Genomic DNA, 25,795 nt, shown 5'->3' with positions numbered 1-25,795 from the left:
TGTGTCAGACGCTGTAATGCAAAGGGAGCCAATCTGGCTCCCTTTTTCATGCTGGTGAATGGCGAGGATTATTCGCTAACCACCGCTTTGGCGGCCATCACCATGGCTGTGCCGTGCTTGCCACCGGCAGCGGTTACTTGCGGTACGCCATCTTCATCGGTGTCGCTGCCGGCACCTTCGATGATGTTCTCGCCGGAGTCACCGATCCACTCGGCCATCTGCATGCCACCGTTGACGGTGCCACGGAACCAGCTGACGTACTGACCGGTCAGCTTGGCCAGCTCCAGCTCGGGCGCCTTCTCGGCCCCTTCGTTGCGCAGGTTCAGCATGGCAGAGCGCAGGGCGCCGGAGATGGCAGCCTGGGTCCAGGGAGTGTATTCACCCTGTTTACCCGCCAGCCAGGTGCCCGCCTTGTCATTGAAGTAGGCCTTGTCGGCAGCGATAAACAGCTCGCGGGCGGCAGTGCGGTACTTGGCATCGGAGGTAGCGAGGAACGCGGCGGTCAGACCACGGATGGCGGCGAACTGCGCATCGATGGAGTGGCCGGCATCGAGCTTGCCACCCAGGGTGATGCCGTCATGCACCAGACCATTTTTGCCCTTGAGGTTGGCAAGGATGAAATCGGCCTGCTTGCGGATAAGCTCAAGCGCTTGCTGACCCTGCTTGGTCTTGAGGTTCAGCTCGCCATTGTCACCGGCGGCGTAACCGACCGGCAGCGCGTCCTGAGCGCGCTGGAAGATCTGCAGGGCGACCAGTGCGTAAGCGGCGTCAAAGGTGGTGACGTGCTTGCCCTGTTTGCCTGCCTGCCAGCTGTCGACCAGGGTGCCAGCCTTGGCATCAAAGTGCAGGGCTACCAGGTTCTTGAAGGTGAGGTTGGAGAGATTGATCGCCAGCGAGAAGGCATCGCTGCCCGCGACCGCTTTGCCCAGGTCATTGGTCTTGTTGGCTGCCGGTGCGGCGGCAAACGGCGCGCCGTCAAACACGGCGTGGAAGGCCGGGTTCTGGTTGGTGTTGGCGCTGCGCTGATCGCTGAAGGCATAGAACTCGGAGAGCGGCCACAGCATCATCCAGGCATCGCGCAGCTGGGCGGAACCATCCACCACCTCCAGCTTGCCGATGGCACCGGCATCGTTGTTGCTGGTTTCGGTCACTTTCACCTGATGGGGGAAGTAGACAACGCCCTTGGCCGGATCGTACTGCGGGGTGATCTTGGCGCCCAGTTGCTTGCCATCGAAGCCAAGCTGGTTCTGCATGATGGCCAGCTTGTCGATGGATTGCTCGGTCAGCATCATGCCGTTGAAACCATCGGCGGCAGAGACGCCCAGCTTGTGCTTGCCATCCTGATCCATGGTGGCGGAGGCGGCTTCTACCTCTTCATCGGTTTCGGCTACGTGCATGCCGCCGAGGAAGTCCTGCGACCACATCACCTCTTTGAGCAGGATGCCGCCCACCGCTGCGGGCACCAGCAGGTTGTCACTGCCGCTCCAGCGCAGGGTGCTGTAGTCACGGAAGTAGGCGGGCACCTGGGTCTTGACGGTTTTCTCGGTCCCTTTGGCGGTCTTGATGGTGATCTGGTCACCATTGACCGGAGTGGTATTCACTGCCTGGGCAAACTCCGGGTTGGCGGAGGCGTAGGGCAGGGAGAGGGGATACATGCCCTGCGGCACTTCATCAGCCGGGAAGCCAACTGCGTCGGCCATGGCCAACACCCGTTGCCCCAGAGAGGCCATGGTGCCGCCACGGGCCAGGTTTTGCGGCCCGTTCACCAGATGCGGGCCCATGCCGGATTGGTAGTTGAGGGCGTACATCGCCTCTTCGGAGTATTCGTAGGATTCGATGCCGGCAGCGAAGTCGAACGGGGTCGGCTCATCGGCACGGTTGGCATCCAGCACATCCAGATCCAGCCCCAGCGCTTCGGCCAGCGGTTCACCGGAGAGCTCGAATTCGGTATAGGCCAGCATGTTGGCGGCGGTATTGAATGTCTTGTCTTCGACCTTGACGGCAGCGTGTGCGGCGCCGCTGATCAGTGCGCAGGCGATCGCCTGAACCAGTACGGTTTTTCTCATGTCCCTTCTCACCATTGGTTTTATTATTGACGCTTCTCATAACGAATCTAAATGAGAATGGTCTGCATTATGCTGTGTTGAGGGGAACTTGAGAAGTAAAAAACCGTCCCATTCGGCTGCACGTTAAACCGGGTGTGCGCTGTCGAAGAGGACGGTTATCTGTTTATTGCGATGAAAGTGCCAGTGCGGCGGCGATCAGAGCACCTTGAACGGGATCACCAGACGGCCCGGCTCTACCTTGAGGGCTTCAACCTTCTCTTTGATCCTGGCTTCGTTCTTTCGGCTGCTGTCGAGACGATAGACCGGGGTTTGCGACAGGAACAGGGAGAGCGACTGATTGAAGGTGGGCAGGATGGGGGTCAATGCGGCACCTATGTTGGCCGGATCGGTCTGAACCGAGACCAGTTCGAGATCACGCAGGTAGATAGCGCCCTGATCGGCCACATAGTCCGGGCGGGCACTCAGGGCAAAGCGGATCTTCATCTGCTGGTTGCCAAGGGGGCTGCTTACCTGCAGATCACCGGCAGCATCGAGTTCGATGCGATCCAGTTGTTTGCGGCCGATACGGCTCTGCATCTCGTCCAGACGGATCTTGCTCGACATGATGCCGGGGATCCCCAGCTGTTTTTCAAAAGAGACCTGATCTTTGAGGTACTGGTTGATTTCGGCCTCGCTGACGTTGTACTGGGTCAGGGAGCAGGCCCCCAGCAGCAGGGCGAGGGGGAATAACAACAACTGTTTCAACATGATGGATTCCGCTTGGGCAACTATGATGGCGCTATCTTACGCGATAACGGGCGTGGAATGAGAGCCTCATACCGTGGGAAATCACGGAGTTGCTGCATTCCCGATTGTTTTTTGGCAACCGCCGGGTTCATCATCGACGGGTGAGCGGAATAGGGCCGATCAGTTGGCTGCGGGTGTGGGTCTACGCACAGAGAACGAGGAGAGCGTAATGGTTCGGATGGGCAAGGTTGGCCGCAGGGCGCTGCTGTGGCTTGGCTGCATGATGGGACTGTGGAGCCCATCGCTGTGGGCTGAGGTGAAAGTGATCCCGGTCTTCGAGGCGCAGGCGGCGGTGCAGACCCTCAAGGAGATCTATCCCCAGCTTGGGGTGAGTACCATGGGTAATCAGCTGGTGCTGAGCGGGACGCCAGCCCAGCTGCAGGAGGCCGAAGCCACGCTGGCGCAGATCAACCTGCCACCGCAAAGCCTGCTTATCGAGTGGCGGGTGGAGGGGGCCGCCAGCGGTCAGCAACTGGGGGGCTCAATCAGTCGCGACGAGGCCAAGCGGCAGTGGCTGGTCGATGGCAACGCCCGGCAGTACCAGCGCAGCCAGAACGACAGCTGGCAGGTGCGCGGGCTGTCGGGCCGTCCCGTGCTGCTGCAGATGGGCTCCTATCAGCCGGTCACCTTTTATCAATGGAACGGGGGGACTGTGGTGGGGATGATGCCGCTGGTGAACGGCCTCTATGCCACGGCCACCTTGATTGGCGATCGGGTGCAGATTGCGCTCAGCAGCGAACAGGCGAGGCTGGATCAGGGCACCATCAATCGTGGGCAGAGTGCCACCGAGGTGAGCGGGGCCCCGGGCCAGTGGCTGACGGTGGGAGAGCTTTCGACCAATTCTGTGGATCAAGGGAGCAGTCTCGGTACCCAGCTACAGGGGGGGCGAGGTAGCCAGAGCGAGCGCCAGACCCTGCAGATCCGGGTCACTCGTCAATAGGTGTCAGCCCCGTCAGTGGGGCTGATCTGCGGCATATTCCCGTAGTTGGCGACTGCGCAGCAGATACCAGAGTGACCAGAGGCTGGCGACCAGCACCAGTGCGGTGGGCCAGCTGAACGACCACTTTTGCAGATTGAGGCTGTGCAACTGCATCAGCAGGCCGCTGACGGCAGAGCAGAGTAGCAGCAGCGGGCTGTGGCGCCGGAGTCTGGCGCGAATGCTTTGGGTCTGCTGATAGGTGCCGCCGCAGGCGAGCAACGCCAGCATGGCGGGCACGTCGGTCAGCAGGCTGATGTAGAGGGTGATCTTGTCCGGATAGAAGAGGGTCAGGATCTCGCTGCCGCTCTCGCGGGTGACCCCTGCCATCAAAAAGAGCCAGACCGAGCGGGTCAGCAACAGGGCGATGGGCCAGAACCAGAGGGGCGGGCGCAACTGGCCGTGATCGTCATATCGGTGTTCGGGGTAGAGGGTCATGGTTGCCCGTTATCCACTTGAATTGAGTGATGAAGGGGATATGGGGCGACGAAGCGTCCTTTGCAAGGCGTTGGGTGTGGCGCAAATTAATCGGGGGGCCATGCCCCCCAATCCGTTTCTTCAGATATCGCAGCGCGCCTCGACGTCGTTACAGCCAGCCTTTGCGCTTGAAGAAGAGGCCGGTGCCGAGCGATGACATCACCATCAGTACCAGTGACATGGGATAACCATACTCCCAGGCGAGCTCCGGCATGCGGCCGAAGTTCATGCCGTAGATACTGGCGATCAGGGTCGGCGGCAGGAAGATCACGGCGGCTACCGAGAAGATCTTGATCACCTTGTTCTGCTCCAGATTGGTCACCCCCATGGAGGCCTCCAGCTGGAAGTTGATCTTGTCGAACAGGAACTGGGTGTGGGGCAAGAGAGATTCCACGTCGTGCAGCATCTCGTCGATCCACTTGTTCTGCTCAAGGCTCATGCGCTGGCGCAGGCTGCGTTTGAGGAAACGCAGGGCGCGGCGGGTATCGTGCAGAGAGAGACGGATCTGGCCGTTGGCCTCTTCCTGTGCCATCAACTCTTTCAGCATGGGGTTGATCTGATCCGGCTCGAAGATCTGATCGGCGGTGTTTTCCAAGGTCTTGTAACCATCCTCGATAAGGTCGGAGAGGTACTCAACCTTGAGGTTCTGCACCTCCAGCAGGATGTCGAGGGCATCCTCCACCTCCAGCCGATCCTGGCGCATATAGTGGCGCAGCAGGCGCACCAGCCCGATGTCATCTTCACGAATGCTGATCAGCAGGTTGTTGCGCAGGGTAAAGGAGACGTGGACACCCTTGGTGTCACGACCGATCCGCTGGGGAAACAGGGAGTGAATGTGCAGACCATCGGTATCCCAGTAAAAACGGGCGGATGCTTCGATGTCGTCGAGCTCTTCCTTGTCGGGGACCTCTTCCAGGAACAGGCCCGTCAACCATTCTCGCTCTGCCGTATCCGGCTTGTAGGCATCCAGCCAGACCGTGTTGTCAGGTACTATGTCGTCAGGCCCGAGCGTGACTATATCCAGCACCTTGTTGTTGAGAATGTAGGCGGTGATCATCTGTCCCCCCTTAAAAAGTCATGGGTAATCAGGGATGGTTGCACAGGTCATGCGGCCTTAGATCGCTGCAGAAGGCGATCCCGTGGATAAGCAGATCGGGCCGATGGAAAACCTGAATGCGGCGAACTATACAGGGGCGGGCCGCGCTTGTCAGGGGCTATTCATCAGGGATTCAGCTTGTTTGTTCAAAAAAACAGCGAGGTCGGATCACCTGAGCGGCCTATGCGGGGTAGAACCCAGCCTTTGGCTGGGGGAGGGCTAGCTGGGGCTGCTTGTTGCCGCTGCCCCGCTTCATTACATATTCGGATAATTGGGCCCGGAGCCCCCCTGTGGCGGTGTCCAGACGATGTTTTGACTGGGATCTTTAATGTCACAGGTCTTGCAGTGAATGCAGTTGGCGGCGTTGATCTGCAGTTTGGCCGCGCCTTCCGTTTCCAGCACTTCAAACACCCCGGCCGGGCAATAGCGTTGGGCGGGTTCGGCCCAGGTGGGCAGATTGACCTCGACCGGAATGCGCTCGTCCTGCAGCTTGAGGTGGCCAGGCTGATCCTCGTCGTGACTGGTGTTGGCCAGATACACAGACGAAAGTTTGTCAAAGCTCAGCTTGCCATCGGGTTTGGGATAATGGATGGGCTCGCAGCGGCTGGCCACGCGCAACTGACGGTAATCGTGAGCCTTATCGAGCAGTTTGAAGGGCGAGTTTGCGCCAAACAGCCGTTGCTCCAGCCAGTTGAAGGCACCGCCCAACCAGGGACCATAGCGGTGAAGCGCCGCGCCGAAGTTACGCGCTGCCTTGAGTTCGCGGGCTAGCCAGCTCTGGTGCAGCTCGTCACCATACTGGGCCAGATCCCGGCCTCCCTCATCGCCCCCCCGCAGCGCCATCGCGACGGTTTTTGCCGCCAGTATCCCCGATTTCATGGCGGTGTGGATCCCCTTGATGCGGGAAAAGTCGAGGGTGCCGGCATCGCAGCCGATCAGCAGGCCGCCTGGGAAGTGCATGCGGGGCAGGGCGTGCCAGCCCCCCTTGGTGATGGCGCGGGCGCCATAGCTGATGCGCTCCCCATCTTGCAACACGCCGGCGATAAGCGGGTGATGCTTGAAGCGCTGGAATTCGTCGAACGGGCTGAGCCAGGGATTCTGGTAGTTGAGATCGACAATCAGCCCGACCGCGACCTGATCCCCCTCCATGTGATAGAGATAGAAACCGCCGTGACTATTGCCGCCCCCCTGCTTGCCAAGGGGCCAGCCACTGCCGTGCAGCACCTGTCCTGCTTTGCCTTGGCCAGCAGGCAGTTGCCACAGCTCCTTGAAGCCGATGGCATAGTGCTGGGGCTGGGCAGGGCTTGCCAGATTGAATGTGGCGATCAGCTGCTTGCCGAGATGGCCGCGGGCACCCTCGGCAAAGAGGGTGTAGCGGCCGAGCAGCGCCATGCCGGGCACATGATCAGCTTTTGGATTGCCCGCCCGATCCAGCCCCAGATCGCCGGTGATCACCCCCTTGACCCGGCCCGCTTCCATGATAAGTTCGCTGGCGGTAAATCCCGGGTATATTTCGACTCCCAGTTTTTCCGCCTGTTGGCCAAGCCAGCGGCAGAGATTGCCCAGACTGACCACATGGCAACCCTGATTGTGCATCCGGGGCGGCACCGCCCAGGCGGGGAGTTGCAGGGAGCGGTTCTCGCTTTGCAGCAAATGCACCTGATCGTCGTTGACCGCTACCCCGAGCGGTGCCTGCTGCCAGCTTTGTGGCAGCAGCTCCTTGAGGGCGATGGGGTCGAGCAGCGCACCGGAGAGCAGATGGGCGCCAATTTCGGCACCTTTTTCCAGCAGGCAGACCGAGAGGTTGGCATCCTGCTGTTTCAACGCGATGGCGGCGCTGATCCCCGCCGGGCCGCCACCTACGATGACGACATCAAATTCCATTGCTTCCCGTTCCATCTTGCCTCTGCGCTCTGGTTGGCCTAGGGTAATGCTGGTAGTTTACGTAAACGTAAAGCAGTTGTAAGCAAAACTGAACAAGAAAAAGCAAAAAATCAGGGAAGAGCGTACTGCAACAAACGCAGAGGCACACTAATGAATTCAATCCAAAGAGACGAGGCATGACCCCATGAAGCTGCTGGTCGCAATCAAACGGGTAGTCGACTACAACGTCAAGATCCGGGTGAAGGGAGACGGCTCCGACGTGGAGCTGGCCAATGTGAAGATGGGGATCAACCCCTTTTGTGAAATTGCGGTGGAGGAGGGGGTCAGGCTGCGGGAAGCCGGGGTTGCCAGCGAACTGGTGGTGGTGACCTTTGGCCCTGACGCTGCCGCCGAGCAACTGCGCCATGGGCTGGCGCTGGGGGCGGATCGGGCGCTGCATTATGTCACTGATGAGACGCTCACCCCGCTGACTGTCGCCCGCGCCTTGCACAAGGTGTGTGAGCAGGAGCAGCCGGATCTGGTGCTGCTCGGCAAGCAGTCCATCGATTCAGACAACAATCAGGTGGCCCAGATGCTGGCTGCCCTCAATGATTGGCCGCTGGCGACCTGTGCGTCCGCCCTCAAGGTGGAAGCTGGGGAGCTGCTGGTGACCCGCGAAATCGACGGTGGCCTCGAGACCCTCGGCATGCCGTTGCCTGCGGTAGTGAGCGCCGATCTGCGTTTGAATGAACCGCGCTTTGCCTCGCTGCCCAACATCATGAAGGCCAAGCGCAAGCCGCTTGATAGCGCTCCGTTCTCGACACTCGCCGTTGAGGTGACCAACGAGACCCGTTTGCTCGGGGTGATGGCGCCGCCAGCCCGCAGCGCCGGGATCAAGGTGGGCTCGGTGGACGAGCTGGTGGACAAACTCAAACACGAAGCGAAGGTGCTGCCATGAGCGTGCTGATCATTGCCGAACATCATCAGGGCCATCTGGCCGACAACGTGGCACAACTGGTCACCGCCGCCGGAGCCATCGGCGGTCAGGTCGATCTGCTGTTGCTCGGGCAGGGGCTGACCGAGGCGGGTGAACAGGCGGCAGCTCTCGGCGGTGTCGACAAGGTTCTGCTTGCCGAACATCCCCTGCTGGCCGACGGGCTGCTGGATGGGGTGGACAAGCTGCTGGCCACCTGGTGTCAGGGTTACAGCCACTGCCTGATGGCGGCGAGTGCCATGGGCAAGGCGCTGCTGCCACAGGTGGCGGCCCGGCTCGGGGTGGAGATGCTCTCCGAGGTGACGGCTATCGAGAGTAACGACACCTTCCTGCGCCCCATCTATGCGGGCAATGCCATTGCCAGAGTGGCAAGCTCGGCGCCCGTCAAAGTGATGACAGTGCGGGCCACCGCGTTTGCCAAGGCGGCGACGGGCGGACAGGCTCTCATCGAGCACTTGGCCGTGCCCGAATTCGCTGGCCGTACCCGGCTGGTCGAGCGCCGCGCGGTGCGCTCCAGCAGGCCCGAATTGACCGCCGCCCGGGTGGTTGTCTCAGGTGGCAGGGCACTGGGCTCCAAGGCGCAGTTTGCCCTGATTGAGGCGCTGGCCGACAAGCTGGGTGGGGCGGTGGGGGCATCGCGGGCCGCCGTTGATGCGGGATATGTCGCCAACGATCTGCAAGTGGGGCAGACCGGCAAGGTGGTGGCGCCCGAGCTCTATATCGCGGTCGGCATTTCGGGGGCCATCCAGCATCTGGCGGGGATGAAGGAGTCGAAGGTGATCGTGGCCATCAACAAGGACAGCGACGCCCCCATCTTTCAGGTGGCGGACTACGGGTTGGTGGGGGATCTCTTCACCCTGCTGCCTGAGCTCACCGCCAAACTGTAAATTTGTCAGAAATGGCTGGGCTGTGGTCGTTTATGCGCTCTGCCCGCCATTTCTGTGCATGTTCCCTGCAAGCCCTGACCCGTTCAGGGCTTTTTCTACTGCAAGGGGGAGGCAGAGTGACGGTAAAAGGTTGAGCCAGCTCCCAAAAAGCCTTTGATCCGCTGGCTGCTCTTGTGTAAAACCTGACAAGTCATCGATTACTCTCATCCACTCACGGAAAGCGTCATGAGCAAACAGATTTACAACTTCTGCGCCGGCCCCGCCATGCTGCCGGTTGAAGTCATGGAGCGCGCCCAGCGCGAATTTTGTAATTTTCAGGGGCTGGGAGCCTCGGTCATGGAGCTTTCCCATCGCGGCAAGCCCTACATGGCGGTTGCCGAGAAGGCCGAAGCGGATCTGCGCGAGCTGCTGGCGGTGCCGGACAACTACAAGGTGCTCTTCATGCACGGCGGCGGCCGCGGTCAGTTCTCCGCCGTGCCCATGAACCTGCTGGGCGGCGCCAACAAGAAGGCGGACTTCCTGCTGACCGGCGTCTGGTCCCAGAGCGCGGTGGATGAAGCCAAAAAGTATGGCGATATCCAGACCTTCCAGGGGGTTGCCAAGAACGAGCAGGGGATCTCCCACCTGCTGCCGACCCCGGCGTTTCGCTCCGATGCGGCTTATGTTCACTACTGCCCGAACGAAACCATTGACGGCATCGAGATGTTCGACATCCCGGCCACCGGCGAGGTGCCGCTGGTAGCAGATCTCTCCTCCACCATCCTCTCCCGTCCTCTCGACGTGAGCCGCTTTGGCATCATCTATGCCGGTGCCCAAAAAAATATCGGGCCGTCCGGGCTTGCCATCGCCATCGTGCGCGATGATCTGCTGGAGCAGGCGAGAGCCGATGTCCCCTCGATTTTCGACTACAAGCTCACTGCCAAGAACGACTCCATGTTCAACACGCCGCCCACCTACGCCTGGTATCTGGCCGGTCTGGTGTTCGAGTGGCTCAAGGAACAGGGTGGCCTCGAGGCGATGGAAGCGCGCAACAAGGAGAAGGCCGACTTCCTCTATGACTATCTCGATCAGTCGAGCTTCTACGGCAATCAGGTGGATGTCAGCTGCCGTTCGCGGATGAACATCCCGTTCCAGCTGAAAAATGCCGAGCTGGACAAGCAGTTCCTGGCCGAATCGGAAGCCGCTGGCCTGCTGGCCCTCAAAGGGCACCGCATCGTCGGTGGCATGCGCGCCAGCATCTACAACGCCATGCCGCTGGAGGGAGTGAAGGCCCTGGTGAGCTTTATGGATGGTTTTGCCAAGCGCAACGGCTGAGAACAGAGCCCCTATGTGTTTGCTGGTGGCCTCTCGTGACAACCAGTGAGCCGCTTCCAGCTATTGCAGTGATTGAAGACGCCGGGGATACCCCGGCGTCTTTTTTTCAACAGAACCAGCGCGCTGGCGTTTGCCGTGCGATTTCCCCTGAAAGTGCCCTTGCCGAGCGGGACGCAGGCTGTTAACGTCCGGACAGGCGTTTATTTTTGAGATAGCACAGGAAGTCTATGAATTCGTTGCGTTTGGAACCCATTTCTCGTGTGGCCGGTGAGGTCAATCTGCCCGGCTCCAAGAGTGTCTCTAACCGTGCGCTGCTGTTGGCGGCGCTGGCTCGTGGCACCACCCGTTTGACCAACCTGCTCGACAGCGATGACATTCGTCACATGCTGGCTGCGCTGACCCAGCTCGGGGTCAAGTACAAGCTCTCTGCCGACAAGACCGAGTGTACCGTGCAGGGTCTGGGTCGCAGCTTTGCGGTGAAAGAGCCGGTCAATCTGTTCCTCGGCAACGCCGGTACTGCCATGCGACCGCTCTGCGCCGCGCTATGCCTCGGCTCAGGTGAATATACTCTGGGCGGCGAGCCGCGCATGGAAGAGCGTCCCATCGGCCATCTGGTGGATGCCCTGCGTGAAGCGGGTGCCCATATCCAGTACCTGAAACACGATGGTTATCCGCCGCTGGTGGTGGATGCCAAGGGGCTGTGGGGCGGCGATGTGCATGTCGACGGCTCCGTCTCCAGCCAGTTCCTGACCGCGTTTTTGATGGCGGCGCCGATGGCGGCCGGTGATACCCGGATCCACATCAAGGGGGAGCTGGTCTCCAAGCCTTACATCGACATCACTCTGCACATCATGAAGCAGTTCGGGGTGGTCATCGAGCACGACAACTACAAGCTGTTCTACATCAAGGGCAACCAGACCTACATCAGCCCGGGTGACTTTCTGGTGGAAGGTGATGCCTCCAGCGCCTCTTACTTCCTCGCGGCGGGTGCCATCAAGGGCAAGGTACGGGTCACCGGTATCGGCAAGCACAGCATTCAGGGTGATATTCACTTCGCCGATGTGCTGGAGAAGATGGGCGCGCGCATCACCTGGGGTGATGACTTCATCGAGGCCGAGCAGGCGCCGCTGCACGGAGTGGATATGGACATGAACCATATTCCCGATGCGGCCATGACCATCGCGGTTGCCGCGCTGTTTGCCGAGGGGCCGACCTCCATTCGCAATATCTACAACTGGCGGGTGAAGGAGACCGATCGTCTGCACGCCATGGCGACCGAGCTGCGCAAGCTGGGCGTCGAAGTGGAGGAGGGGCATGACTTTATCACCGTGACCCCGCCGACCCAGCTCAAGCATGCCGAGATCGATACCTACAACGATCACCGTATCGCCATGTGCTTCTCGCTGGTGGCGCTGTCGGATACACCGGTCACCATCAATGATCCCAAGTGCACGTCGAAGACCTTCCCGGATTACTTCGACAAGCTGGCCAGTATCAGCTAGCGTGGCTGATCACTGACAAACCCGTCATCACCGACGCTTCGGGCCCGCGCTGAGCGGGCCTTTTTGCCTTCCTCACCAGCATCGTCATTTCGCTTAGCATCATTTCAATAACTTGCAAGACTGCCATATAAAATAGTTTTGTGATTGCTGTAATTTCCTATTTACACATGCCCTGTCGCGGGCTATGTTGAGATTTCCTAATCGCAGTCATCTAGCAGGAAGCCTTGTCATGCAGCATCAAACCGACGACGTTCGTATCAGTGAAATCAAAGAGTTATTACCCCCGGTTGCGGTGCTTGAGAAGTTTCCGGCTACCGAGGTGGCCTCGTCCACCGTTTTTGAATCCCGTCAGGCCATTCACAATATCCTGGCCGGCGAAGATGATCGTCTGCTGGTGGTGATTGGCCCTTGCTCCATCCACGATCCGGTTGCCGCGCTGGAGTATGGCAAGCGCCTCAAGGCGCTGCGCGACGAGCTGAAAGGTCAGCTGGAGATCGTGATGCGGGTCTACTTCGAAAAACCGCGCACCACAGTGGGCTGGAAGGGGCTGATCAACGATCCGTACCTCGACAATAGCTGCAAGATCAACGACGGTCTGCGCATTGGTCGCAAGCTGTTGCTGGATCTCAACGACATGGGACTGCCAACCGCCTCCGAGTTCCTCGACATGATCACCCCGCAATATGTGGCGGATCTGATGAGCTGGGGCGCGATCGGTGCCCGTACCACCGAATCCCAGGTACACCGCGAGCTGGCCTCCGGTCTCTCCTGTCCGGTGGGCTTCAAGAACGGCACTGACGGCACCATCAAGGTTGCCATCGATGCCATTGGCGCTGCCAGTGCGCCGCACCACTTCCTATCGGTCACCAAATACGGTCACTCCGCCATCGTGGCGACCCGCGGCAACCCGGACTGTCACATCATTCTGCGTGGTGGTCGTGAGCCGAACTACAGCGCGGCCCATGTCAGCGAAGTTGTGAAGGGGCTGGAGAAGGCCGGTCTGCCCCAGAAGGTGATGATCGACTTTAGTCATGCCAACAGCAGCAAGCAGTTCAAGAACCAGATGGTGGTGGCCGAGGATGTGGCTGGCCAACTGCGTGCCGGTAGCAAGGCGGTGTTTGGTGTGATGGTGGAGAGCCATCTGGTGGAAGGCCGTCAGGATCTGGTGGAAGGGTGTGAACTCACCGTCGGCCAGAGCATCACAGATGCCTGCATCGGTTGGGCTGATACCGAAGTGTTGCTGCGCAACCTGGCGGATGCCGTTGCAACCCGCAACGCCCGCTAAAGTCATCCCGGCGGCGTAGTTAATCGTCAGCGCGCCGCTGGAACAGCAACGATGCCATTCGGCCAAATCGAATCCATAAAGCAAAAGCGCGACCCTCGGTTCGCGCTTTTTCATATGTGAAGCGGATTACCAACGGTAGGTTTTCAGCAGCGCCTCCAGTTTCTGACACTGCTCCACCAACTGAATGCTGGCGAGGTTGGCGGCGTGCGCCTGACCCAGGGTATCGTTGGAGGTGTTGCGAATATCGCTCACCGAGCTGTCTACCTCATGGCAGACCCTGTCCTGCTCTTCGGCCGACTGCGCCATCTGGGCGTTGAGGTCGTTGATGCGGGCGATGCGCTCGATGATGTTCTGCATGGCTGCCAGAGTCGCTTCGGTCTTGCTGATGCTCTCATCGGCTTTGCTTTTTGCATCCCCGATCACCGTAACTGCGCTCTGGGCCTCATTTTGCAGGGCGGCGATCATCTGTGAGATCTCTTCGCTGGCGGCGCGGCTGCGGTTGGAGAGGGCCCGCACTTCATCGGCCACCACCGCAAAGCCACGGCCTTGCTCACCTGCCCGGGCCGCTTCAATCGCAGCGTTGAGGGCCAGCAGGTTGGTCTGATCGGCAATCCCCTTGATCACCTCGAGCACACCGTCAACCGCCAGGCAGCGGCTGTCGAGTTGCTGGATAACCTGATCCACCCGATCGATCTCTGCCGACATCTCGCCCATGTCGGTGATGGAGTGCTGGGCGAGGCGGCTGGTGTCGGCGGCATCCTGATTGGTGAGGGCGGAGAGCTCGGCGCTGTGGCGGGCATGTTCGCGCACTTCATGAGAGCTGGCGGCCAGCTCGCTGACGGCGGCGGCAACCTGGGTGGTCATCCCCTCTTGCTGGCGGGCCGAGTTTTCGGTCTGGGTCGCGACCTGACGGATCTGGTTTGATTCCTGATAGAGCTGGTGGGTCGCCCCTTCCACCTCCTGCAGGCTGTGGCGGAATCCCTGCACCATGTCATTGACGGCGCGGGTCATCTGTCCCAGTTCATCCCGGCTGTGATTGACCAGGGGGAGGGCGAGGTCGCGCTCTTTGGCCATCCGGATCATGGTGAGTTGCAACTGGCGCAGGGGGTGTTTCACGTAGCGTTGCAATACCCACCAGAGCAAGCCGAAGCCGAGGCTAAAAACGGCGGCCAGACTGCCGCTCAGGATCAGGTTGTTGTGGCGGATCTCGCCGAAGGTGTGGCTGAGGTCATAACTGATCCGCACTGCCCCCATCACGGTTCCTTCATTGACCTGGTGACAGGTGAGGCACTGGGTGCCGCGATACTCCTTGTAGGCTTTGAACGGTTTGATCAGGGTGAGCCGGTTGCCCTGCTGCTCCAGAATGGCTTCGCCCTGATTGATGGCTCGCTCATCGAGGGGATCCTGCGCTTTCTGATCCGGATGACCCGGGCCAAACAGGTTGCTTACTGCTGGCGCGCGCACCAGACGAGCTTCAACGATGCCCGCTTCACTCTTGAGTTTGGTCTGCACTATCTGCCGGTTGGCCATGCCACCTGTCATCATCAGTACGTTCACCTGATCCATATAGGTGTTGGCCATGCTCTCAACCTTCTCCTCTGCCAGCCGGATGGCGAGATCCCGTTGCAGCCAGGCGGAGAGTTCGAAGCAGAGGCCAAAGGTGGTGCTGATGACCAGCGCAAGAGGGAGGAATATTTTCCAGTTCAAGGAGAGGTTATGCATTTTGGGCAAGTTCCATGCGCTTGGTGTTGTTATGTGATCCCGTATCATCTTGATCGTAGACGAAGAAACGGCGGGAGATGGTTCTCTATCGGCACACGATAACCACTCTTGAGTAAATAATCTGTTAAGCAGATCGGTAATGCAGGTTGCCAAAATGCCTTTCGGGCGGGGGGCTGCTCCTCGGGTTGATCCAGAACAAACTGCTAGTAACGATAATCGTTATCATTGTCATTATTTGCTGATAATAGTGACCATCATGAATCTGACCTCTTCCATGACCGGTATTGCCACGCCGGATCCCCTCAAGTTTGCTTTTAGCGCCAAGACCTCGGCTCACGCCAGTCGGGGAGGGATGCGCCCCTTCCCGCTGGATGAGGCTGGCTGGCAGAGCTGGTGGCAGCGAGAGAGTGAAGCTGAGGAGCGTGCCCTCTACATCCATATTCCGTTTTGCCGCAAGCGCTGCAGCTTCTGCAATTTCTTTGAAAATGGCGCCAATCCGGCGCGGATCAACCGCTATGTCAACGCCTTGTGCGCCTCCCTTGCGCAGGCGGCTGACACCCCGCTGGCGCAGAGCATGCCATTTTCAGCCGTCTATGTGGGGGGCGGTACACCGACCGACATGAGCGCCGACGAGTTGGCCATGCTGGCCGCCGTGATCCGCAGTTTCCCGTTGGCGGCCGATGCCGAGGTGACGCTGGAGGGGCGTCTCAACGGCTTTGATGATGAGAAATGGCAGGTGGCGCTGGCCGGGGGCTTCAACCGCTTCTCATTCGGGGTGCAGAGCTTTGATACCCGGGTGCGTCAGCAGGCGGCCCGTTTCGATGACAGGGAGACGCTGCTGACCCGTCTGGGTGAGCTGACCCGGGATGATGCGGCGGTGATCGTGGCGGATCTCATCTTTGGTCTGCCCGGTCAGGATGATGCCGTGTGGCAGCAGGATATCCGTGATGTGATGGCGAGCGGTGTACACGGGGTCGATCTCTACCAGCTCATCGCCATGCAGGGCACCAATCTGGAGCGGGCGCAGGAGAAGGGCACCCTGGATTGGCTCGCCGATGGCCAGCAGCGGGCGGCCATGTATGCCTATGGCGGGGCGCAACTGGAAGCTCACGGCTGGGAGCGTCTCTCTTGCAGCCACTGGCGGCGCAGTCCGGCCGAGCAGAGTCGTTATAACCAGATGGCCAAGCGCGGTGCGGAGATCCTCCCTTTTGGCGCCGGTGCTGGGGGCAGCATTCTTGGCCATGGCTTGATGTATGGGCGTGATCTTGCCCCCTGGCACGATGCGCTGGCCAGTGGCAAGCGGGCGCCCGGGATGGTGATGGGGCGCAATCCCAATGCAAGGATGGACGGTCTGCTGCGTGGCGCCCTCGACAGTGGCGTGCTGGCGCTGGATCGTCTGCCAACGCCTTTTCTGACCCATCTGATGCCGCTTTTTGCCGCCTGGCAGCAGCACGGGCTGGCCGAGATCGAGAATGCACGGTTGCAACTCACCCTCGCCGGACGCTTCTGGAACGTCAATATGCAGGCTGGCTTGTTCGAGTTCTTGCAGCACAATCCGCTCGATGGTTCAGCGCCGCCCAGCCATGGTACCGCCGCGGTGCGCCATTCGCTGGTTTGAGCCCGAGCGGAGCATTTGCACGGAGCACTTGCATGGCTCCGAGCGATCCAAGCCAAAAGAGGGAGCCTTGCAGGCTCCCTCTTTTGGCTTGGCAGTTAGCGTCGCGCGAGCTTACTCGTCGCTGCTGTCCTGATAGCTGTCGCGCATCGCCTTGGGCAGGCGGCGCATCGGAGTAAAGCCGATATCCTCGCCTACCACTTCCCGCTTGCGGGACTTGTTTTGAGGAGCCTGGGCAGGTTTTTTGCTGGCGTCACCCTTGGCTTTGCCCTTGCCCGCGGCTGGCTTGCCCTTGGCATTGCTGCTCTTGGCGTTGGCATGACCGCGAGCCCGAGGCGGGTTCTGCACCGGCTTGCTGCCCGGCAGAGTCTGGCGACTCGGCTTGCCGCTTGGCTCATACCCTTCCAGGATCTCCACGGTCAGGGATTGGCCGATCAGGGCTTCGATCGCCTTGAGCTGACCCAGCTCGTCCTGACTGACCAGCGAGATGGCCTCGCCGCCACGACCGGCGCGGCCGGTACGGCCGATACGGTGGATGTAATCTTCCGCCATCTGGGGCAGTTCAAAGTTGATCACGTAGGGCAGTTGATCGATGTCCAGACCGCGGGCGGCGATATCGGTCGCTACCAACACCCGCACCTCGCCACTGCGAAAATCGGCCAGCGCCCGGTTGCGGGCACCCTGGCTCTTGTCACCGTGGATCGCCACGGTATTGAGACCATCTTTTTGCATCTGCTGGGCGAGGCGGTCGGCGATCTGCTTGGTGCGAACAAACACCAGCACCCGCTGCCAGTTGCCACGGCCAATCATGTGGGAGAGCAGCTCGCGGCGGCGTTCCCGATCTACCTGAATGATGCGCTGGGTCACCTGCTCGGCGGCAGTATTGCTGGGGTCCACCTCGATCAGGGTGGGATCATTGAGCAGATCATCGGCCAGCGCCTTGATGTCGTTTGAGAAGGTGGCAGAGAAGAGCAGGGTTTGCCGCTCTGCAGGCAGCGCCTTCATGATGCGGCGGATGTCGACGATAAAGCCCATGTCGAGCATGCGATCCGCTTCATCCAGCACCAGCACTTCCAGCTGGCTCAGGGTCAGGGCGCCCTGGGTCAGCAGATCCAGCAGACGGCCCGGGGTGGCGACCAGAATGTCTACCCCCAGCTTGATGGCGTCCAGATTGGGCTTGATGCTGACACCGCCATAGGCGATCAGCGTCTTGAACGGCAGGTGGTGGGCATACTTGATGATGCTCTCGCCCACCTGTGCCGCCAGTTCGCGGGTCGGGGTCAGTACCAGTGCGCGCACCTGACGACGGCCACGACCGTGGTTGGCCAGCAGACGCTGCAACATCGGCAGGGTGAAACCGGCCGTTTTGCCTGTGCCTGTCTGAGCGCCGCCGAGCACATCCTGACCGGCCAGAATGGCCGGAATCGCTTGCTGCTGGATGGGGGTTGGCTGTTCGTAACCCAGCTCCTTGACGGCCCGCAGAATATGCGGAGACAGACCCAGTTCGTTGAATGACATGTTCGAGAGAAACTCCTGAGATGAGCCTTTGGCTCAACGGGCAGCCAGCATGGTGGGGCCAGCCACGATATGGAAAAGATAGTGGGGCCGTAATATAGCAAAAGAGCGGCCGATGCGCAGTAGCTGTCGCACCGGCCGCCATACAATCGTTCAACGCAGTGGCGTAAAACGGTGCGGGAGCATCAGAGCATCTCCCGGATCTGCTCGGCCAGACTCTCCGGTTTGGTCTGGGGGGCGAAACGCTCCACCACGTTGCCATCGCGGTCTATCAGGAACTTGGTGAAGTTCCACTTGACGTTTTCGAGCCCCAGCAGCCCCGGTTTCTCTTTCTTGAGCCACTGATAGAAGGGGTGGGCATGCTCACCGTTGACATCGCACTTGGCCATGATGGGGAAGGTGACCGGATAGTCGAGGGAGCAGAAGCGGGCGATCTCGTCCGCATCCCCCGGCTCCTGCTGACCGAATTGGTTGCAGGGGAAGCCTAAAATCACCAGCCCCTTGTGGCCTAGCTCCCGATAGAGGGCTTCCAGCCCTTCATATTGGGGAGTAAAACCGCAGCGACTGGCCACATTGACCACCAGCACTACCTTGCCCGCCAGTTGAGTCAGCGGGTAGGGGGTACCATCCAGTCGTTGCAAAGTGAGATCGGGCAGAGGCATATGAAGATCCTTTCGTGGATGATGCGCGGGTTGTGCCGTGAGTGGTTCGGTCGGTGACAGAGACAAGCGCCGGATGAACAGCAACATGGCGATGCGGATACGGTATCGGCTGGCTCTTGGCACCGCAAGGAGGCCGCGGCGCCTCCTCGTCCCGATTGCAAGGGCCATCACAGTTTCGACAGCCAATACGCTCTTTGGCAGGGCGGGATCACAACTGGCGACAAAAATGCGGGGAGGCGGGCAGCAACTCGCGTATTGATGTTGGGACTTCTCAAGAGAAGCAAACCGGTTTGTGACTTTGCCGGTAAGTCGCTACAAAGCGCCCTCTTTCCACTCATTGTGAGCCAATCTTGGACTATCAAGCTGCCATGGATGCCATTTACACCCGGGGATGGGTGATAGTGGATGATTTTTTGACCGCCGCCGAGGTGGATGCCCTCAAAGCCTGTTTGCCAAGCGAATGGCAACCGGCCGGGATCGGCCGTGACGCCCTGCACCAGGGCAATCCCGACATTCGCCGTGACCAGATCCACTGGCTGGAGCCCTCCCTCGGTGCGCCGGTGGCCGACTACCTCGCCCGGATGGAGTCCCTGCGTCTTGCCGCCAACCGGATGCTGATGCTGGGATTGTTCGACTACGAGGCCCACTTCGCCCGCTATCGCAGCGGGGATTTTTACGCCACCCATAGGGATGCCTTTGCCGGTCGCTCCAACCGCCGTCTTACCACCGTATTTTACCTAAACAACGACTGGCTGCCCGAAGCGGGTGGAGTGCTGCGCATGTATGACGACAAGGAGCAGTTTCTGATGGATGTGAGCCCCAAGGGGGGCCGGCTGGTCATGTTTCTCTCCGAGGAGTTTCCCCACGAGGTACTGCCTGCCAATCAGGAGCGCTACAGTATTGCCGGCTGGTTTCGGGTCAATGGCAACGGCATGGGAAGGGTCGATCCCCCGCGCTGAGTGGCAATGTGTCCCGATTTTGACACAGGGGAGACTTTTCACTGCAAGAAGTGGGGTCATGGGTCTCCCATCAGCTGACAAGGGTTGATCTCCCTTGCTACACTGGCGCGCACTTATGTTCGTATCTGGCTTCGTCCGGTTTTTATGGTGGTTGGCTTATCAAATGGTCATGACGAGGCCGCTTCTCCCAAGGGATCACATCTAATGAAGAACATGCATGTCTTGCTGCTGTGCGGCGGCGGTGGCTCCGAGCACGAAGTTTCTCTGCGCAGCGCCAATTTCCTCGAGCAACAACTGGGCCTTCTGCCCGGTGTCGAAGTGACCCGCGTCGAGATGTTCGCCGATCGCTGGCTCAGTGCCGATGGCCGCGAGTGCAAGCTGGGGCTCGACAAGCTGCTTTCGTTTGACAGCGTGGCCCGTCCGGTGGATTACGTGGTGCCCTGCATCCACGGCTACCCGGGTGAGACCGGCGATCTGCAATCCTTTCTCGAGCTGGCCGGATTGCCTTATCTCGGTTGCGATGCCGAGGCGAGCAAGATCTGCTTCAACAAGATCAGCACCAAGCTGTGGCTTTCCGCCATCGGCATTCCCAACACCCCGTACCTGTTCCTGACCGAGCAAAATGAGGCGGCGCTGGACGAAGCGAAGGCCGCGCTGGCCAAGTGGGGCAAGGTCTTTATCAAGGCGGCCTCCCAGGGCTCTTCCGTTGGCTGCTACTCCGCCAGCAACGAAGCTGACTTGGTGAAGGGCATTGCCGATGCTTTCGGTTACTCCGAGCAGGTACTGATCGAGAAAGCGGTCAAGCCGCGCGAGCTGGAAGTGGCGGTTTACCAGTACGGTGACGAGCTGGTGGCCACCTATCCGGGCGAGATCTGCGTGCCGCAGGACAAGTTCTACACCTATGAAGAGAAGTACAGCAGTGCCAGCCATACCGAGACTGCACTGCGTGCCGAGGGGCTGACCCAGGCGCAGGCTGACGCTATTCACGAGTATGCCCTCAAGGCGTTCCGTCAGCTGAAACTGACTCATCTCTCGCGCATCGACTTCTTCCTGACCGAGGAGGGGGAGATCCTGCTGAATGAAATCAACACCTTCCCGGGCATGACCTCCATCTCCATGTTCCCGAAACTGCTGGAGCATCACGGTCACCGCTTCGCCGACTACCTTGAGCAGATCCTGCGCAAGGCCAGCTAAGCGTGCTCTCCCGCTCGCGGGATGAAGAAGAACCCAATAAAAAATCCCCGCCAATCGGCGGGGATTTTTTTATGCCTTTACCAAGCGGGGCAGGCCAGCTTGAAGGGATAAACAGGCGGGGAGGGGATGACTCTTCCCCGCCTGTTGCTAGCTGTGGGTGTTACCGGCGGTTAGCCGCGAGCCACCCGAAAGCGCACGCTGCGGGAGTGGCACGGCGCCAGCTCGCCAAATTCGCCATCAGCCAGTTCAAGGGGCAGGGGCTGTTCGTCCATCCGCACCGCTTGCCAGTCGCTCAGGGCGTGTTCGCAGCTCACTTTGCCACCCTTCAGCACAGCCTGCTCGCTCGGGTTGTAGACCCGGATCACCAGCGCCTCTTCACCCTCTGCCTTTTTCAGGGTGCTCAGCACCGGACCGGAGGGATCCATGGTGAGCAGACTGAAGTGGAGCGGGGTGGTGAAGCTCGCCTTGTTGAGCTTCATGGCATCGAACGGGATCTTGTTGTAGCAGCGCACCGGGGTGAGGTAGCTGCGCGCCGCCTGCATCACGTTGGCGCTGATGTGATCACCGGCAAACGCCAGCAGGCTGAAACGGCAGCTGAGCTTGCCGCGCACCTGGGAGTCCGGGGTGGGCAGCTTGATGCCGGAGGGGCGACCCGGGCGCAGCAGCAGCTCCTCTTTACCGAGTACGCCGACCCCGCGCAGCAGGGTGAGCGCCAGGGTGTCACACTGCTCGCCAATCACTTCAAACTCGCGCAGACCATCGCTCAGCACCGCCAGCCCCTGCTTGCCATCTTGCAGGGCGACGAAGTTCATCAGCTGCCAGACCGGAATGGGGGCCTCTTTCCACCCTTCTGCCTCCCAGTTCGCCATGGCGCTGTCGCGGGTGGGGCGGGTGATGCAGCCAAACTGGTTATCGGAAACCACGGTGTCGCTCGGGAAGGGGGTGGGGATCAGCACTCGCACCCTGTGATCATCGGCCTGATTGTCGAGTTCCAGCTCGATGTCGATGCGCGGACTCTGATGCGCCAGCGTGATGCGGCAGGTGACATCGAGGTGACCACTGCACTGGCGGCTGGCCCGCTCGGCGAGGTTGGCAGGCAAGGCCATGCGAAGCTTGAGGGTGGCGGTGCTCTGCCACGCTTCATGGGTGACCTCACGGGTCACCGCAAACTCGGTGGAGTAACGCAGCCACTCGTCCCGCGATGGCGAGTAGTCATATTCGTCGCCATCATCGGAGCCCTCTTCGAGAGTGAGCACCTGATCAAAGGTGGTGCCGCGCAGTTTATCCAGGATCTGCAGGGTGCCGTTGTCATTGAGGGCGATGCGGTAAAAATCGTTCTCCAGCAGCTCGCCGCTGGCCGTCACCGGCTGCTCCAGTCCCGGCTGGTTGCCCTCGATATGGAGGGTGCAGTAGCCCATGGCCGGCAGCGGATGGCAGAGCTGGATGTCGTACTCCATAAAGGGGTCGTAGTTGCCGTAGTGAACGATCTGTCGGTCTACCAGACCCGGATCAATCTCGCGTCTGGCGCGGATGAAGTAGGGGACCGGCTGGCCTGCTTCATCGCGCAGGGCAAAGGATTGGGCACGAATGCGGATGCTGGTGTTGATCACCTCCTGACGGGGGAAGGGCATCAGGTTGAAGAGGCAGAGTTTGTCGGCCACCTGCACACCGTCTTCGCAGAGCGCCACCGGCATGTTGTCGACAATCTTGCGCATGTAGAAGCGGATCAGGTTCTCGGCCATGTCATCGGCCAGAATGAAGCGGGTCATCACCTCCTGATGCACCTTGTCGCTGCAGCAGCAGCCGATGCTGTCATGGGCGTGGTTCTTCATGATCTCCTTCCACATCTTCTCAAGCAGCCCGTGGTGGTACTCGAAGCCGAGTGCCCAGGCGATGCTTGCCAGCGGTTCGAGGATGTTGACGATCTTGTTCTCGATGGCGGCGTGAGCCAGCTTGATGTCCATCCGGGTGGAGGAGATGGTGCGGTGTACCCGCATGTATTTGCCGTCGTTGAACTCCCCCTTGAGGGTGGCCAGCTGGTCGCGGCACGCCTCGATGCGCTCGAAGACCTGCTCGAAGCGGCTCATGTGGAATTCACGCTGGGGGTAGATCTCCCGCAGTTTGTCGATAATGGCGAAGATGTTCTGTTGCAGCGGCATCTGATCGTGGCCGTTGGGCAGCAGGATATCCTTGGTCACCGACGCCTTCTCCAGCACCTCGAAGTAGGATTCGAGCCGCTTGCGCAGGCCCGCTTCATCTTCCGGCAGGTACTTGCCGATGGCGTAGCCGAGCGGCAGTACCTGAGCGGTCACCTCGCTGCCGTCGTTGCTCTGCCAGAGGAACTCGGTCTTGTCGGTACCGTGACGCTCGGAGCAGCCGCGCCAGAACATGGCCCGATCGATCCCGAAGCCGTTGAAGATGTGGGGCAGTTGGGAAGACATGCCGAACGAGTCGGGCAGGTAACCGATCTTCATCGGCTCACCAAGGCTAAGGCAGTCGCGCATCCCGTAGAGCAGGTTGCGCAGGATGGACTCGCCGCTCACCTGCATGGTGTCGGTCTGGGTGTACCAGGGGCCGATGATGAGCTTGCCCGCTTCCACCAGCGCCTTCACCCGGGCCTTGTTCTCGGGCTGGATGGCGAAGTAATCCTCCAGCACCGCGGTCTGGCCGTCGAGCACGTAGAACTTGTAGTCAGGGTCGGATTCAAGCCGCGCCAGGATCTCCGCCATGTTGTTGACCAGCAGGATGCGGGACTCCTCGGTGGTGAAGTACCACTCCCGATCCCAGTGCATGTGCGGCGTGATGTGAACTCGTGAAACTGTCATGACAATGATCCTTTGCTGGCGCACGGCGGCCCTTGCCTGCCGTGCGGAAAAATAGTCTGTTCAAAAAGTGGTGGTGAAGATGAGCCTTACTCTGCGGCGACCACCTGATAGGTGCCGCGCTGCATGGCGTGACGGCGCCAGCCGATCAGCACCACAGTGGAGATAAGGGTGCCCACCAGCGCCGCACCGAGCCAGACGGCGGCAGCCGTCAGGGCGCCATGGCCACCATCGTGGAGCAGGAAGAGGGAGAAGATGCCGGCCCCCGGGGTGGAGAGACCAATCCCCATGGCACCCACCATGGCGCCGGTGACCACCGAGCCTGCGAGGAAGGAGCCGATCACCCGGATTGGATCTTCGATGGCCATCGGAATGGCGCCCTCGGTGATCCCCGCCAGCCCCAATAGCCAGGTCGATTTGCCGGTCTCGATCTCGAAGGTCTGGAACAGGCGTGGCGCCAGCAGGGTGGAGAAAGTGACGGTAAAGGCCGAGACCATCTTGACTGCGCCGAAGATGGCGTAGGGGCCGTAAACCCCGTTGGCCATGGCGCCGAGGCAGAAGGCGTAGGCCGCCTTGTTGACCGGGCCACCCAGGTCAAACGAGCACATAAAGCCGAGCAGGGCGCCCAGTACCAGCGCATTGGTGCCGGAGAGGCCGTTGAGCCACTCGGTGAGGCTGTTGTTGAGCCAGGCTACCGGCTGGCCGATGACAAACAGCATCAGGCTGCCCGCCACCAGGGTGCCGATCACCGGATAGAGGTAAAAGGTGAGAAAGCCGTTGAAGTTGGGGCTCAGACGCACATGCTGCTTGACCCAGCGCATCAGGTAACCGGCGATCAGGCCACCGACCACGCCGCCGAGGAAGCCGGAGCCAATCATGTTGGCGGCCAGTCCCGCCGCAAAGCCTGGGCCCAGCGCCGGTTTGTCTGCCAGCGAATAGGCGGTATAGGCCGCCAGCACCGGCACCATCAGGGTGCCCAGCATGCCACCGCCCAGCTTGCGGTACATCCAGAGCCAGGAGTTCTCGGTATCAAACAGATGTTGCAGGCCGAAGATCTGGGCCAGCAGCATAGAGACGGCGAGCACGGTACCGCCTGCCACGATCAGCGGCACGGCAAAGGAGATACCGCTCAGCAGCGCCTGCTTGAGCTCGGTCTTGAGGCCCACCTTCTTGCCGGTCGGCGCGTCGCTCTGGCTGGTGTTGGGCGTCGAGGCGGTGCGACCGGCCTTGGCCGCTTCCAGCGCATCATTGAGGATCCGCTCGGCATGGCGGATGGGCTCGGCCACCGGTGTCTCGATACGGGGGATGCCAGCAAAACGCTCCTGCTCCTTGATGGCCACCTCGGCGGCGAAGATGCAGGCCACCGCAGCATCGAGCGCCTCTTGCGGCAAGCGATCCTCGATGCCGTTGGCACCCTGCTTTTCGACCAGTACCCGAATGCCCAGCTTGCGCCCCGCCTTTTCCAGATACTCGGCAGCCATATAGGTGTGGGCGATCCCCGCCGGGCAGGCGGTGACACAGACCACTGCGGGTTGATTTGTATCTGATTTGTCTTCTTTTGCTGGTAGCTTGCCACTATCCCCCTCACCATCGAGCAGTGCCATCAGCTGCTCGGCACTCTGGGCCGCCAGCACCGCCTCGCGGGTATCGTCATCCACCAGGGCAGTGGTGAGGGTGGTGAGCAGCTGCATATGGGTGGAGCCCGCCTGATCGGTCGGGATCGCCAGCATGAAGATCAGGTTGACCGGCTCGGGGCCGTCGATCCCCTCCCAGCCCAGCTCCTCGCTCAAGGTGGCGACGGCAAAGGCTGCTTCACGCACCGCATCGCACTTGCCGTGTGGCACCGCCAGCCCTTCGCCAAGGGCGGTGGGGCCCTGCGCCTCGCGGGCCATGACCGCGGCCAGAAAGGCGGCCTTGTCGTGCAGCTTGCCGGCCTGATCGAGCCGATCAGCCAGGGCATGAATGGCCGCATCCCGATCGGCAAACCGGGTTTGCAACGTGATGAGATGGGGGCCGGTAAGACTGGTCAGATTCATGATGATCCTCTGTCAGGTTGGCTT

The 25,795-nt window shown here is 60.6% G+C and carries 19 protein-coding genes; 9 read left to right on the top strand and 10 right to left on the bottom strand.

All coding sequences use genetic code 11. The annotated features are described in order from the left end of the window. Nucleotides 1-68 precede the first annotated feature (68 nt). Together AB5Y86_RS01265 and AB5Y86_RS01260 are read right to left on the bottom strand one after the other, a co-directional pair. Complete coding sequence (locus AB5Y86_RS01265) at nt 69-2,066, bottom strand: hypothetical protein (RefSeq protein WP_368191853.1); 1,998 nt, start codon at nt 2,064-2,066, stop codon at nt 69-71. A 195-nt stretch (nt 2,067-2,261) separates the two neighbouring features. Beyond that, nucleotides 2,262-2,813 (bottom strand): lipoprotein, encoded by a 552-nt coding sequence (locus AB5Y86_RS01260; RefSeq protein WP_368191851.1) that lies wholly within the window; start codon nt 2,811-2,813, stop codon nt 2,262-2,264. 208 nt (nt 2,814-3,021) lie between these two features. On the opposite strand from AB5Y86_RS01260, the gene AB5Y86_RS01255 reads away from it, so the two are divergent. Beyond that, on the top strand, nt 3,022-3,792 hold the full coding sequence (locus AB5Y86_RS01255; protein ID WP_267529099.1) for a hypothetical protein: 771 nt from the start codon (nt 3,022-3,024) through the stop codon (nt 3,790-3,792). A 12-nt stretch (nt 3,793-3,804) separates the two neighbouring features. Here AB5Y86_RS01255 and AB5Y86_RS01250 read toward each other — a convergent pair whose 3' ends face one another. The 3 genes from AB5Y86_RS01250 to AB5Y86_RS01240 form a co-directional block, all read right to left on the bottom strand. Beyond that, a complete protein-coding gene (locus AB5Y86_RS01250) occupies nt 3,805-4,266 on the bottom strand; it encodes a DUF2919 domain-containing protein (RefSeq protein ID WP_042657897.1) in 462 nt (153 codons plus the stop codon). Between the two features lie 148 nt (nt 4,267-4,414). Beyond that, nucleotides 4,415-5,362 (bottom strand): magnesium/cobalt transporter CorA, encoded by a 948-nt coding sequence (corA, locus tag AB5Y86_RS01245; protein WP_005337059.1) that lies wholly within the window; start codon nt 5,360-5,362, stop codon nt 4,415-4,417. Between the two features lie 294 nt (nt 5,363-5,656). Continuing rightward, nucleotides 5,657-7,300 (bottom strand): electron transfer flavoprotein-ubiquinone oxidoreductase, encoded by a 1,644-nt coding sequence (locus tag AB5Y86_RS01240; protein WP_368191849.1) that lies wholly within the window; start codon nt 7,298-7,300, stop codon nt 5,657-5,659. A gap of 169 nt (nt 7,301-7,469) precedes the next feature. Between AB5Y86_RS01240 and AB5Y86_RS01235 the strand changes: the two genes are divergently transcribed. From AB5Y86_RS01235 to aroG, 5 genes are all read left to right on the top strand, one after another. Beyond that, entirely contained in the window at nt 7,470-8,222 is a 753-nt protein-coding gene (locus AB5Y86_RS01235; protein WP_368191847.1) for an electron transfer flavoprotein subunit beta/FixA family protein, read from the top strand. Beyond that, a complete protein-coding gene (locus tag AB5Y86_RS01230; protein WP_368191845.1) occupies nt 8,219-9,145 on the top strand; it encodes an electron transfer flavoprotein subunit alpha/FixB family protein in 927 nt (308 codons plus the stop codon). The genes AB5Y86_RS01235 and AB5Y86_RS01230 overlap by 4 nt, the downstream gene beginning before the upstream one ends. A 225-nt stretch (nt 9,146-9,370) precedes the next feature. After that, entirely contained in the window at nt 9,371-10,459 is a 1,089-nt protein-coding gene (gene serC, locus AB5Y86_RS01225; RefSeq protein ID WP_335844359.1) for a 3-phosphoserine/phosphohydroxythreonine transaminase, read from the top strand. A 227-nt stretch (nt 10,460-10,686) separates the two neighbouring features. Then, the gene (gene aroA, locus AB5Y86_RS01220; RefSeq protein ID WP_368191843.1) at nt 10,687-11,961 is read left to right on the top strand and encodes a 3-phosphoshikimate 1-carboxyvinyltransferase; all 1,275 of its coding nucleotides are present in this window, start codon (nt 10,687-10,689) and stop codon (nt 11,959-11,961) included. 229 nt (nt 11,962-12,190) lie between these two features. Continuing rightward, on the top strand, nt 12,191-13,246 hold the full coding sequence (aroG, locus tag AB5Y86_RS01215) for a 3-deoxy-7-phosphoheptulonate synthase AroG (protein ID WP_005351268.1): 1,056 nt from the start codon (nt 12,191-12,193) through the stop codon (nt 13,244-13,246). Nucleotides 13,247-13,372: 126 nt separating this feature from the next. On the opposite strand, the gene AB5Y86_RS01210 is transcribed toward aroG, so the two are convergent. Beyond that, nucleotides 13,373-14,968, bottom strand: a complete 1,596-nt coding sequence (locus AB5Y86_RS01210; protein WP_005360022.1) for a methyl-accepting chemotaxis protein — start codon at nt 14,966-14,968, stop codon at nt 13,373-13,375. A gap of 256 nt (nt 14,969-15,224) precedes the next feature. Here AB5Y86_RS01210 and hutW point away from each other — a divergent pair, with 256 nt between their 5' ends. Further along, nucleotides 15,225-16,586, top strand: coding sequence for a heme anaerobic degradation radical SAM methyltransferase ChuW/HutW (gene hutW, locus AB5Y86_RS01205; RefSeq protein ID WP_368191840.1), 1,362 nt, complete (start codon nt 15,225-15,227; stop codon nt 16,584-16,586). A gap of 111 nt (nt 16,587-16,697) precedes the next feature. On the opposite strand, the gene AB5Y86_RS01200 is transcribed toward hutW, so the two are convergent. Beyond that, entirely contained in the window at nt 16,698-18,101 is a 1,404-nt protein-coding gene (locus tag AB5Y86_RS01200) for a DEAD/DEAH box helicase (RefSeq protein ID WP_368191838.1), read from the bottom strand. 182 nt (nt 18,102-18,283) lie between these two features. Then, nucleotides 18,284-18,760 carry a glutathione peroxidase gene (locus AB5Y86_RS01195; protein ID WP_368191836.1) on the bottom strand — a complete coding sequence of 159 codons (477 nt, stop codon included), beginning with the start codon at nt 18,758-18,760 and terminating at the stop codon, nt 18,284-18,286. 350 nt (nt 18,761-19,110) lie between these two features. Between AB5Y86_RS01195 and AB5Y86_RS01190 the strand changes: the two genes are divergently transcribed. Both AB5Y86_RS01190 and AB5Y86_RS01185 read left to right on the top strand, forming a co-directional pair. After that, nucleotides 19,111-19,719 (top strand): 2OG-Fe(II) oxygenase, encoded by a 609-nt coding sequence (locus AB5Y86_RS01190; RefSeq protein WP_005344994.1) that lies wholly within the window; start codon nt 19,111-19,113, stop codon nt 19,717-19,719. A 204-nt stretch (nt 19,720-19,923) separates the two neighbouring features. Further along, complete coding sequence (locus AB5Y86_RS01185) at nt 19,924-20,913, top strand: D-alanine--D-alanine ligase (protein WP_368191834.1); 990 nt, start codon at nt 19,924-19,926, stop codon at nt 20,911-20,913. A gap of 170 nt (nt 20,914-21,083) precedes the next feature. Here the strand turns inward: AB5Y86_RS01185 and mngB are convergent, their stop codons facing one another. Next, nucleotides 21,084-23,738, bottom strand: a complete 2,655-nt coding sequence (mngB, locus tag AB5Y86_RS01180; RefSeq protein ID WP_368191832.1) for a mannosylglycerate hydrolase — start codon at nt 23,736-23,738, stop codon at nt 21,084-21,086. 86 nt (nt 23,739-23,824) lie between these two features. Then, nucleotides 23,825-25,771: a PTS 2-O-a-mannosyl-D-glycerate transporter subunit IIABC gene (mngA, locus tag AB5Y86_RS01175; protein ID WP_368191830.1), complete on the bottom strand. Its 1,947-nt coding sequence runs from the start codon at nt 25,769-25,771 to the stop codon at nt 23,825-23,827. Between the last annotated feature and the right edge of the window lie 24 nt (nt 25,772-25,795).

Origin of the sequence: Aeromonas sp. s8 (genome assembly GCF_040907785.1) — a bacterium.
Lineage (GTDB): Bacteria > Pseudomonadota > Gammaproteobacteria > Enterobacterales > Aeromonadaceae > Aeromonas > Aeromonas veronii.
This window is presented reverse-complemented; position numbering and strand designations above follow the sequence as displayed.

Coding starts and splice junctions, on each gene's coding strand:
- AB5Y86_RS01265 (WP_368191853.1), bottom strand. CDS start 2,066: ATGAGAAAAACCGTACTGGTTCAGGCGATCGCCTGCGCACTGATCAGC.
- AB5Y86_RS01235 (WP_368191847.1), top strand. CDS start 7,470: ATGAAGCTGCTGGTCGCAATCAAACGGGTAGTCGACTACAACGTCAAG.
- serC (WP_335844359.1), top strand. CDS start 9,371: ATGAGCAAACAGATTTACAACTTCTGCGCCGGCCCCGCCATGCTGCCG.
- AB5Y86_RS01200 (WP_368191838.1), bottom strand. CDS start 18,101: ATGTCATTCAACGAACTGGGTCTGTCTCCGCATATTCTGCGGGCCGTC.
- AB5Y86_RS01260 (WP_368191851.1), bottom strand. CDS start 2,813: ATGTTGAAACAGTTGTTGTTATTCCCCCTCGCCCTGCTGCTGGGGGCC.
- mngB (WP_368191832.1), bottom strand. CDS start 23,738: ATGACAGTTTCACGAGTTCACATCACGCCGCACATGCACTGGGATCGG.
- AB5Y86_RS01185 (WP_368191834.1), top strand. CDS start 19,924: ATGAAGAACATGCATGTCTTGCTGCTGTGCGGCGGCGGTGGCTCCGAG.
- AB5Y86_RS01240 (WP_368191849.1), bottom strand. CDS start 7,300: ATGGAACGGGAAGCAATGGAATTTGATGTCGTCATCGTAGGTGGCGGC.
- hutW (WP_368191840.1), top strand. CDS start 15,225: ATGAATCTGACCTCTTCCATGACCGGTATTGCCACGCCGGATCCCCTC.
- AB5Y86_RS01195 (WP_368191836.1), bottom strand. CDS start 18,760: ATGCCTCTGCCCGATCTCACTTTGCAACGACTGGATGGTACCCCCTAC.
- mngA (WP_368191830.1), bottom strand. CDS start 25,771: ATGAATCTGACCAGTCTTACCGGCCCCCATCTCATCACGTTGCAAACC.
- AB5Y86_RS01230 (WP_368191845.1), top strand. CDS start 8,219: ATGAGCGTGCTGATCATTGCCGAACATCATCAGGGCCATCTGGCCGAC.
- corA (WP_005337059.1), bottom strand. CDS start 5,362: ATGATCACCGCCTACATTCTCAACAACAAGGTGCTGGATATAGTCACG.
- AB5Y86_RS01250 (WP_042657897.1), bottom strand. CDS start 4,266: ATGACCCTCTACCCCGAACACCGATATGACGATCACGGCCAGTTGCGC.
- aroG (WP_005351268.1), top strand. CDS start 12,191: ATGCAGCATCAAACCGACGACGTTCGTATCAGTGAAATCAAAGAGTTA.
- aroA (WP_368191843.1), top strand. CDS start 10,687: ATGAATTCGTTGCGTTTGGAACCCATTTCTCGTGTGGCCGGTGAGGTC.
- AB5Y86_RS01210 (WP_005360022.1), bottom strand. CDS start 14,968: ATGCATAACCTCTCCTTGAACTGGAAAATATTCCTCCCTCTTGCGCTG.
- AB5Y86_RS01255 (WP_267529099.1), top strand. CDS start 3,022: ATGGTTCGGATGGGCAAGGTTGGCCGCAGGGCGCTGCTGTGGCTTGGC.